The sequence below is a fragment of the Microcystis sp. genome, from assembly GCF_048564745.1.
Classification (GTDB): domain Bacteria; phylum Cyanobacteriota; class Cyanobacteriia; order Cyanobacteriales; family Microcystaceae; genus Microcystis; species Microcystis ichthyoblabe_A.
Genome location: NZ_JBLZRT010000023.1, coordinates 1 through 9,590, shown reverse-complemented (window position 1 = coordinate 9,590; position 9,590 = coordinate 1). Strand labels below are relative to the sequence as shown.

At 44.9% G+C, this 9,590-nt stretch carries 10 protein-coding genes and 1 pseudogene; 8 read left to right on the top strand and 3 right to left on the bottom strand.

Annotated features, from left to right (window positions below):
- A pseudogene (locus tag ACOCD9_RS03685) lies at positions 1-138 on the bottom strand (photosystem II D2 protein (photosystem q(a) protein)); the annotation flags it as partial.
- Positions 139-852: 714 nt separating this feature from the next.
- Here ACOCD9_RS03685 and ACOCD9_RS03680 point away from each other — a divergent pair.
- The 6 genes from ACOCD9_RS03680 (at position 853) to ACOCD9_RS03655 (ending at position 5,292) form a co-directional block, all read left to right on the top strand.
- Positions 853-1,641: a peptidoglycan-binding protein gene (locus ACOCD9_RS03680; protein ID WP_149979734.1), complete on the top strand. Its 789-nt coding sequence runs from the start codon at positions 853-855 to the stop codon at positions 1,639-1,641.
- 64 nt (positions 1,642-1,705) lie between these two features.
- The gene (locus tag ACOCD9_RS03675; RefSeq protein ID WP_419546408.1) at positions 1,706-2,476 is read left to right on the top strand and encodes a peptidoglycan-binding protein; all 771 of its coding nucleotides are present in this window, start codon (positions 1,706-1,708) and stop codon (positions 2,474-2,476) included.
- Positions 2,477-2,672: 196 nt separating this feature from the next.
- The gene (locus ACOCD9_RS03670; RefSeq protein WP_419546406.1) at positions 2,673-2,933 is read left to right on the top strand and encodes a type II toxin-antitoxin system Phd/YefM family antitoxin; all 261 of its coding nucleotides are present in this window, start codon (positions 2,673-2,675) and stop codon (positions 2,931-2,933) included.
- A 295-nt stretch (positions 2,934-3,228) separates the two neighbouring features.
- The gene (locus tag ACOCD9_RS03665; RefSeq protein ID WP_008204619.1) at positions 3,229-3,498 is read left to right on the top strand and encodes a hypothetical protein; all 270 of its coding nucleotides are present in this window, start codon (positions 3,229-3,231) and stop codon (positions 3,496-3,498) included.
- A 492-nt stretch (positions 3,499-3,990) separates the two neighbouring features.
- On the top strand, positions 3,991-4,659 hold the full coding sequence (locus ACOCD9_RS03660; RefSeq protein ID WP_419546403.1) for an energy-coupling factor ABC transporter ATP-binding protein: 669 nt from the start codon (positions 3,991-3,993) through the stop codon (positions 4,657-4,659).
- Positions 4,660-4,680: 21 nt separating this feature from the next.
- Complete coding sequence (locus ACOCD9_RS03655; protein ID WP_061432916.1) at positions 4,681-5,292, top strand: NYN domain-containing protein; 612 nt, start codon at positions 4,681-4,683, stop codon at positions 5,290-5,292.
- Positions 5,293-5,420: 128 nt separating this feature from the next.
- Here the strand turns inward: ACOCD9_RS03655 and sfsA are convergent, their stop codons facing one another.
- Positions 5,421-6,140, bottom strand: coding sequence for a DNA/RNA nuclease SfsA (gene sfsA, locus ACOCD9_RS03650; protein ID WP_419546401.1), 720 nt, complete (start codon positions 6,138-6,140; stop codon positions 5,421-5,423).
- An 80-nt stretch (positions 6,141-6,220) separates the two neighbouring features.
- Entirely contained in the window at positions 6,221-6,409 is a 189-nt protein-coding gene (locus tag ACOCD9_RS03645; RefSeq protein ID WP_071839390.1) for a hypothetical protein, read from the bottom strand.
- 241 nt (positions 6,410-6,650) lie between these two features.
- Between ACOCD9_RS03645 and aroC the strand changes: the two genes are divergently transcribed.
- Positions 6,651-7,751 (top strand): chorismate synthase, encoded by a 1,101-nt coding sequence (aroC, locus tag ACOCD9_RS03640; RefSeq protein WP_419546399.1) that lies wholly within the window; start codon positions 6,651-6,653, stop codon positions 7,749-7,751.
- Positions 7,752-7,764: 13 nt separating this feature from the next.
- The gene (locus ACOCD9_RS03635; protein ID WP_419546397.1) at positions 7,765-8,967 is read left to right on the top strand and encodes a glycosyltransferase family 4 protein; all 1,203 of its coding nucleotides are present in this window, start codon (positions 7,765-7,767) and stop codon (positions 8,965-8,967) included.
- Positions 8,968-9,590 lie beyond the last annotated feature (623 nt).

Sequence of the window (9,590 nt, the reverse complement as noted above, 5' to 3'; positions counted from 1 at the left end):
TCCACCTAGGGCCATGAAGGCGCAGGGGAAGAGTAGTAAACCAGACCAACCGATGAAGACGAAACGGTCTCTTTTGAGCCAGTCATCGAGAGCATCAAACAGCCCTCTTTCTGGGGCGCGTCCGACAGCAATGGTCATGGGGGTTTTCTCCGAAAAATGTATATTATTGCTAAGATTCCGCCCTCTCTTCTCCATCTATCCGAGCAGGCGAGCAGATGTGTTGAAGAATTGTGAGAAATCTTTACTTTTCTTAACTTACACTATATTGGGAAAAATGACCAATATTTTTTAGGTCGATCTTAAGAAAATCTAAAATTTTTTCGGGGAGACCGCTTGCTGGGCGACGTTCGGCGAAGCTCAGTCGAGCCGTTGCGGGAGGAGACCACTTCGTGCGCGTTGCGGGGGGATTTGGGGAGATGGGGAGATATGCCGCCTCAATTGCTTGGTATTGTCGTCTTCACGTCTTGAGTGGAATGCTAGACCCCTCTGTGCGGTAATTATGCCTAAATTGAGGTGATTAAACCCCACAGTGCGCTATTAAGTCTTATTAAGGGGTGTTAGACCGATGGAAGTGGGATAGTAGGATAAAAGAACCACCATTTAAGCTAAACATCGCCAGGTATTTAGGGACTTGCGTAGGAATGATATCCCAGCCAGACAATCGCTCTGTAGAAGAATCAGACCAGCCCTAAATGGTGCATTATCAAAGCGCAAGTCCCTTAGCTTAAGTGGACTTGTTGAACTAAGAATCCCTCGCTCAGGAAGAAATTTATGGTGACAGTAACGCAAGCTGGGACTACAAGCTGTTCCACGACAGTGGTTAGGGGACTAGATCGGCAACTCATTGCTCAAATGAATCGACTTGTCTCAGGTGCTTTAGTTGATTTTTCTTCCCCCAAGATCAGGCTTGGACAAGCAGTTTGGCCATTCTTACAACCAGCGGCTAAACGCGCCCTAGATCGGGCAGTTGCCAATCGAGGCCAGACTCTGATTGTCAACTCCGCTTATCGGACTATTGCCCAACAACTACTTCTTTTTCAACAAGCTCAGGCGAATCGATGTGGCATTACTATCGCTGCTGAGCCAGGAAAGAGCAACCATCAAAGTGGATTAGCTCTCGATATTGAAGATCATGCAGGCTGGCGACCTTTCCTAGAAGCTCAGGGCTGGAAGTGGCTAGGTCCATCAGATCCGGTTCATTTTGACTTTAAAGGTGCTGGGGTTCGTGACATCCGCTCAACTGCTATCCTGGCGTTCCAGCAACTGTGGAATCAAAACAATCCCAATGACAGGATTGCAGAGGATGGGCAGTGGGGTCCAAATACCGCCGCTCGTCTCGGTAAATCTCCTGCTAATGGCTTTGCTAATGGTCCGACTCTGGACACAGGGGTTAATGGTGGGGGTAGCGTTGAACTAGGAGATCGCTTATTGCAACTCACGCGCCCACTTCTGGAAGGAGATGACGTGCGCCAAGTTCAGCAAGCATTAGTCCGCAATGGCTTCCAGTTAACAGTTGATGGTTTCTTTGGTCCAAAGACAGAAGAAGCAGTTAAAGCATTTCAACAACAGAAACAATTGCAACCGGTTGATGGCATCGTTGGACCTGCCACGCTTGCGGCGTTGGGACTCTCATCTTCCTAAAGGCAAACTGACTTCAATAATCCTGAAAACTAGCAAAAAACAAAATGCAAGGAGAATTTGCACAATGATCGGTCCAACCTTACGTTTATTTGACGGATTTGACCATACTTCTCCTCAACTTCGAGACGAAGTGATGGAACTGCAAGAACTGCTCAATGCCAAAGGAATTGCTGTCGTTATTGATGGCTTCTTTGGACAGGCAACCGAAATGGCTGTCAAACAATTTCAACGCTCTCGTGGTTTGGATGATGATGGAATTGTCGGTCCGCTGACTTGGGCAGCGTTATCAGACGAGCAACCTCCCAATCTTGAACTTGTATTTACCACGACGATTGCTCGCAATGATGCTTCCATGCTCAGACAATTAGAAGCCGCTCAACAGTTCAGAGCTTTTATTGAAGAAGGAGCTAACCAACAGGGCTTTCCCATTGCTGTTATTGCGGGCATTGGTTCGCGAGAATCTCACTGGGGATTACTCTTAAATCCACCTGGCCCTTCTGGTACGGGAGATTTTGGTCACGGTCGGGGACTGATGCAAATTGATGACCGTGCTTTTCCTCAGTTTATCTCTACTGGTAAGTGGAAAGATCCCAGAGAGAACATTCTCTTTGGCTGTCAAGTCCTTGCTGACAACCGAGCTTTTATGCAACGCAAGACTAATTTGCAAGGCAAAGAGCTTATCCGTGCCGCTTTAGCTGCATACAATTCTGGACTTGGAAATGCCCTAAGAGCTTTGCGCGATCACGGAGATGTTGATTTCTTCACTGCTAACCGGAATTATGGCAAAGATACTCTCAGTCGGGCTGGATGGTTCCAGTTACATGGTTGGAGTTGACTAACAAAGCTGTAGGGTGCGTTCCCCACGACAACTCCTAATTACTCCGCCAATAAATTCCTGGGAACGCACCAAGATTATGGACTTTGAGCAAGCGATCGCATCTTTAGGGTGCGTTCCCCGAAGCCTTTGGGTTTTGCCAACCAGATTTAGACAGAACTATAATGACAATTGTGCTTAACCATGTACAACTCTGATGAGCGTCAACATTGTCAACTTTAGTGAAGCCCGAAAAAACTTTAAATCTGTAATAGATACAGTAGCCAATGATAAAAACTGTACTGTCATTGTCAGAGGAGATACAGAAGATGTTGTTATCATGTCTAAAAGTTATTATGACAGTCTGATGGAAACAGTTTATCTCTTAAGCTCTCCAGCTAATGCTCAACATTTGCAAGAAACGATCGCAGAATATCAAGCAGGTAAAACACAAGAACATGATTTAATCGATGCGTAAGTTGGCTTGGGGTAGCTGTAGGGTGCGTTCCCTGATGCAACTCCTACTGCTGCACCGATAGATTTTTGGGGAACGCACCATGCTCATTCATTCAAGCAAGTGATTGCCAGCTAACAACGCCTCTGCACAGCAACTGCCGAGAGTTAATCGGTTATGATGCTAGGGTTATCCCCACAGTGAACAGCAATCAGTGAACTGAAAACCCACATCTGATCACTAATACCCTAAAACCCCAACACCCAAGCCCTGCTATACAATGGTTTTTGACTTGTTTTTTGGAAGGGAACGCTAAACTATGTATTCGATCGATATTACCCTGAAACTGTCCCCCATCCCCATTTCCGTGCAGCGCAAGGAAGAAGCGGGAGCAGACGCTTTGTATCAAACAATTATTAACGCTATGCGATCGCCAAATCCCGAATTATTAGAATTAACCTGCGAAAAACAAACCGATAAAAAGGTGGCGGTTTTGAGCGATCAGATCAGTGCGGTGATTGTGTCACAAAAATCCGGGGCTGCCTCCACTGGTAGAGCGCCGGGGTTTGTCGCTTTAGCCACAGAATAGTTCTTGAATCAGTTATCAGTGAGCAGTAACCAGTAATCAGTGAAAAGAAAACGGCAACCGCCTACATAACACTTTCCACTGAAAACTCAAAACTCAAAACTGATAACTGATAAGCTGTTCATAATTTAAATTGCTTGTTGAGACGAGGCAAGAGGCACTCTTGCAAGAGGCAACAGTAAAGGGATTGGAGGAGATTCGGCTGATCATTAAGAATAAGTGGTTTAAATAGGGTTTGCGGCAAAAAGTACGGGCGAAGCATTCGGATAGAAAATCTACGGTTTCATCGATAGGTTATTGCCCGAATGCTTCGCCCCTACAGGACTCAGGCCGATGAAGACGCAAGGTTTGGAAGCACGATTCTCTCAAAATCTTGTACCTGTGGGAGCAAGAAAAGCCACAAAACCCCTATCTTGCCTACATTTCACATTTATTCAGCAAGCCCTAAATAAGTCTTAGCTTAACTGATAACTGATAACTGATAACTGATAATTCATGACTATAAAAGTAAAAGACCTCTGGTTTAGCTGGCCGAATGGGAAATCAGTATTAAATGGCTGCTCTTTGCAAGTTCCCAGAGGAGAATTTTGGATGTTGTTGGGGACAAATGGCAGCGGTAAATCAACCCTGCTGCGGCTCTTAGCGGGATTATTAAAACCTAGTCGCGGGGAAATAGAGATACCTAACCCCCTCGGTTTTGTTTTTCAAAATCCCGACCATCAGTTAGTTATGCCAACAGTGGGGGCAGATGTGGCCTTTGGGTTGGTATCCGAGGGTTTATCCACGCCGGCAATTCGGGCCCGGGTGCGGGAATCCCTAGGGGCGGTGAATTTATTAGAAATGGAAAAACGACCGATCTATGCTCTCAGTGGCGGACAAAAGCAAAGAATCGCCATTGCGGGGGCTTTAGCTCGTCATTGCGAGGTTTTGCTCTTTGATGAACCCACCGCCCTTTTGGATGGGGATACCCAAATAGAATTAGTCTCTCAAGTGCAGAACTTGGTCAAAAACCGAGGTATTACGGCCCTTTGGGTGACGCATCGCCTGGAGGAATTGGATTACAGCGATGGGGCATTTTTGTTAGAGGGGGGCAAGGTAACGGATCGGGGAAATGCCCTAGAATTAAAAGCGAGATTATTGGCAAGTGCGGCGGGAGAATCCTAAATTTTTGTTAATATCATTAGGATGCTGTTTTTTAGAACTGCCCTTAATGCTACACCAATTACTCTCAAAGCCATGGTTAATTCTTCTGATCGTTCCCTTCTGCTGGTTGACGGCTACAACGTCATCGGTGCTTGGCCGTCCCTGAAAAAAATCAGCGATCGCCACGGTCTCGAACCGGCGCGAGACAAGTTAATTGAAACCCTAATCGGTTACACCCACCATCAGGGTTATCAAACCCAAATCGTCTTCGATTCCTACCTTCAAGATACCCCTGGCAGCCAGGAACGCTACACTAACCATTTATCGGTTTATTTTACCGCCCACGCTCAAACCGCCGACACCTATATAGAGAAAACCTGCGCCGATTTTTGGCACGATCGCGCCCCAGCTATCGGACGGATTATCGTCGCTACCTCTGATAATGCCCAAAAAATGACCGTTATGGGTTATGGGGCCCAGTGGATTTCCGCTCAACGTCTGGAAATCGAGGTGGATTTAACCGGTCGTCGTCTGAGAAAATCCCAGAGTTCTTCTCAAAGTCCCAAAGGGCGTTTTTTATTCCATTCTCTCGATGCTCAGGTGCAACAGAAATTAGAGAAAATGCGCCACGGAATTAGTTATCAAAAACCTTGACAAATTACCCCAAATATGTATCGACAAAATCCCCATTAGAGGCACAGGTAACTGTGTCTCTAAGCTTTTCAAGGTCAGTTGCGGTCTGGGGGATTTTGTCAAAAGCTGGCCCATCTAAACCACTGGTTTCACAGTTGCAATTCTGCTAAACCTAAATAATAAATTCCCGTGGGTGTCACTTGGAAGCGACAGGGTAAAACCTTGACTCCTTTAGCCACTGCTTGACGTAATAACTGCCCATATTTAGCATCTTTACTATCCCCCGGAGCAAACCGGTCACAATCACCCCGATTAATAAAGTAGAGCATAATCGCCTCCGCTGCCGGCAATAAAGCCATTAATTCCTGTAAATGCTTCTGTCCTCGCGTGGTGACAGTATCGGGAAAAAGTGCCGTTTCTCCCTGATTCCAAGTGGTATTTTTAACCTCGATATAGGTGAGGGAATTATCCCCATGGGTCAACAGAAAATCAATTCTACTGCCGTTATTTTGACCGTAGGCCACTTCCGATCGCACCTCGGTGTCATTTTTGACCAAATCGGGAAAAACTCCTTGCAACAGGGCATTTTTCACCACCTGATTAGGAAGATTGGTATTAACTCCCACCCAAGTCTCCCCCAGTTGAATCATCTCCCAGGTATAAGCTAATTTTCGCTTCGGGTTATCACTGCGAGAAAGATAAACCGGTTGACCTTCTACGCATACATCCGTCATTGGTCCGGTATTAGCGCAATGGGCCGTAGTTAATTCTCCGTTGTCCAGTTGTATATCGGCAAAAAAGCGTTTGTAACGTTTAATTAAAATACCCTTGACAAGAGAAGGGTATGTGTGAACTAACAAAGAAGTCATCAAATTTTCGCCGAGGAATACAAAGTAAAGAATAGCCTTTTTTTGGGATATTAACCTGAAGACAGGAGACCTTTCAGTTATCAGTGAACAGTGATCAGTAAACAGTAATCATAGTATTTTCCTTTATTCGTAGCAGGCATTTTACTCTCTTGGGTTTGGTGGGTAAAATGTATTCTAAAATACAGTTCTGCTGGCGAGCAAATGGAACGAACCACAAAGACACAAAGGACACAAAGATTGATCGGTCTTATATAAGTTAAACTTATCACACAAAGAATAAGAGAGCCGGCATTTTACTCCCCTCTCCCTTTGGTTGTGGGGGTAAGGGAAATTAACCATCTCTGCGATTACTTTTGAAAAATGGCATCAGTGACAAAAAAACGGCAATTTTCTACTTAAGACTGTCCACTAAAAACTAACATCTGATCACTGATAACTGATCACTGATCACTGATCACTGATAACCGTTCAGGTACAATAAAACCTTGAGGCTTAATAGATATTGAGATTATGGGTAACACTTTCGGACGACTATTTCGGGTTTCCACTTTTGGAGAATCTCACGGGGGTGGGGTAGGAGTGGTTATCGATGGTTGTCCCCCGCGCTTAGAAATTTCCGAAGAGGAGATTCAAATCGATTTAGACCGTCGCAAACCGGGACAAAGCAGAATCGTGACCCCGCGTCGGGAAAATGACATTTGTGAGATAATTTCGGGCGTTTTTGAGGGCAAAACCCTCGGTACACCGATCGCTATTTTAGTGCGGAATCAGGATGCTCGCTCGCAAGATTACAACGAAATGGCCGAGAAATTCCGACCTTCCCATGCGGATGCCACCTACGAAGCAAAATACGGCATTCGCAACTGGAAAGGAGGAGGCAGATCTTCGGCCCGAGAAACCATCGGCCGGGTGGCAGCAGCAGCGATCGCCAAAAAAATCCTTAAATCTATCTATAATGTCGAGATTATCGGCTATGTGAAGCGAATTAAAGATATTGAGGCAATCATCGACCCCAACACCGTCACCCTCGACGAGGTGGAAAGTAATATAGTGCGTTGTCCCAACGGGGAAACGGCCGCCCAAATGATCGCCCTGATCGACCAAATTCGCCTGAATAAGGACTCGATCGGCGGTGTGGTGGAATGTGTAGCCAGAAATGTGCCGAAAGGTCTAGGAGAACCCGTTTTTGATAAGCTAGAAGCCGATTTAGCTAAAGGGATGATGTCCTTACCCGCGAGTAAGGGATTTGAAATCGGATCGGGATTTGCGGGAACCTTCTTAACCGGCAGCGAACACAATGACGAGTATTTTATCGATGATAACGGGGAAATTCGCACCACGAGCAATCGTTCGGGGGGTATCCAAGGGGGAATCAGTAACGGTGAAAATATTATTATCCGCATCGCTTTTAAACCCACCGCAACTATCGGTAAAGAACAAAAAACCGTGACGCGCAGCGGGGAAGAAACCACCCTGGCAGCCAAAGGAAGACACGATCCTTGCGTTTTACCCCGGGCCGTCCCAATGGTAGAAGCGATGATGGCTTTGGTATTATGCGATCATCTGCTCCGTTTTCAGGGACAATGTACGATTAGCGATCGCTTTTTCTAAACCTTTACTCGCAATGAAATTTTTATTCCTTCATTCCAATTTTCCCGCCCAATTTCGCCATTTAATCACGGTTTTGGCTCAAGACCCCGGAAATCAAGTGATTTTCGGCACTACCAGGCAAGAGGGAGAGATAGCGGGGGTAAAAAAATTTATTTACAAGGAAAGTCGCGCTGTTTCTCCCCAAACCCATCATTATGTCCGTCCCCTCGAAAGTGCGGTTTTACAAGGTCAAGCGGTTTATGCTGTTTGCCAACAACTGAAAAATCAAGGTTTTTATCCCGATATTGTCTATGCACATTCTGGCTGGGGGCCGGGTCTATTTATCAAGGATATTTTCCCGAAAACTAAGTTTTTAGCCTATTTTGAATGGTTTTATCATGCCCATGGTTCCGATGCTGATTTTGATCCGGCGGATCCCCTCAATGCTGATGCCGAAGCCCGGATTAGAATTAAAAATGCGACGATCCTCATCGATATGGTCAGTTGCGATCGAGGTTTATCGCCGACTATCTGGCAAAAACAACAATTTCCCAGCGAATTTCACTCGAAACTGACGGTTTTACACGATGGCATCGATACAGACTATTTCTGTCCCCGTCCCGATGTGCAGTTAGTCATTCCAGAGATAGGTTTAGATTTATCCGGTGTTAAGGAGATTGTCACCTATGCAACCCGGGGAATGGAACCCTATCGCGGTTTTCCCCAATTTATGACGGCTGTTTCCCTAATTTTAGCCCGTCGGCCTAACTGTCATGTGGTGATTGTCGGGGAGGATCGAGTCGCTTATGGAAAAACTCTACCGGACGGCAAAACCTATAAACAATTGATGTTAGAAAGCCTTTCTTTAGATTTATCCCGGGTGCATTTTACCGGTTCTCTGCCCTACGGTCAATATAAACAGGTTTTACAGGCATCGGCAGCCCATATCTATCTTACCCGTCCTTTTGTGCTGTCTTGGTCAATGTTAGAGGCTATGGCCATGGGTTGCGTCGTGATTGGTTCCGATACTCCCCCCGTGCGAGAATTAATTACCGATGGGGAAAATGGTTTATTAGTGGATTTCTTTTCTCCTCAACAAATAGCCGATCGCGTCGATGAAGTGTTAAATTATCCCCAGGGTTGGCAAAATCTGCGTTTAAATGCTAGGGAAACTATCAAGCAACGCTACGACCTCAAGCAATGTTTACAGGAGCATCTAGATTGGTTATTGAGTTGATGAAATGAGAGCATTTTCAAAAAAATACTGTCTTTTAAAGGATTAATATCGCTATTAAATTCTTTCTCTTACAATCCTAATTCCTTGCCAAGCAGGAATATTATACCAATTCTCCAAAGTCTGACTACAGAAGTTTAATCCTCCTAAATCCCCCTTAAAAAGGGTGACTTAAATTCGATGTGTAGTTTTCATTTAGAGAAATGGTATTACCTGCTCGTCTTTCTTCTATGGTATAGAACGAGTTAGTTAGGACGCTTTCAATTTTCAAACTCTTATCGGTCAAGGGTTTCAGCGATTGATTGTCCTAACCACCCCGCTCTTTGCTATAATAATACGGAGGCTATGAAACGGTTAAAAACTTGTTCCCTTTTGATGGAATATTGAAAATTTAATTCTTGGCATTCTGCAACTGTTAAGTTAACCCATAATCTTTAGATAGGCGGAAAAAATCACCATTTTCTATTGTTATGTTGATTCAATAATTTTGGCTCTTCCGAACTTGTCATGTAAAATTAAATAAAAAACAGACAATTATTGCTGACCAATAAAACAATAATTTATCTTTAAAAGCTCACTATGCTTGCAATACAGCAATTTATTGGTTAAAATATAAACAGCCAAGA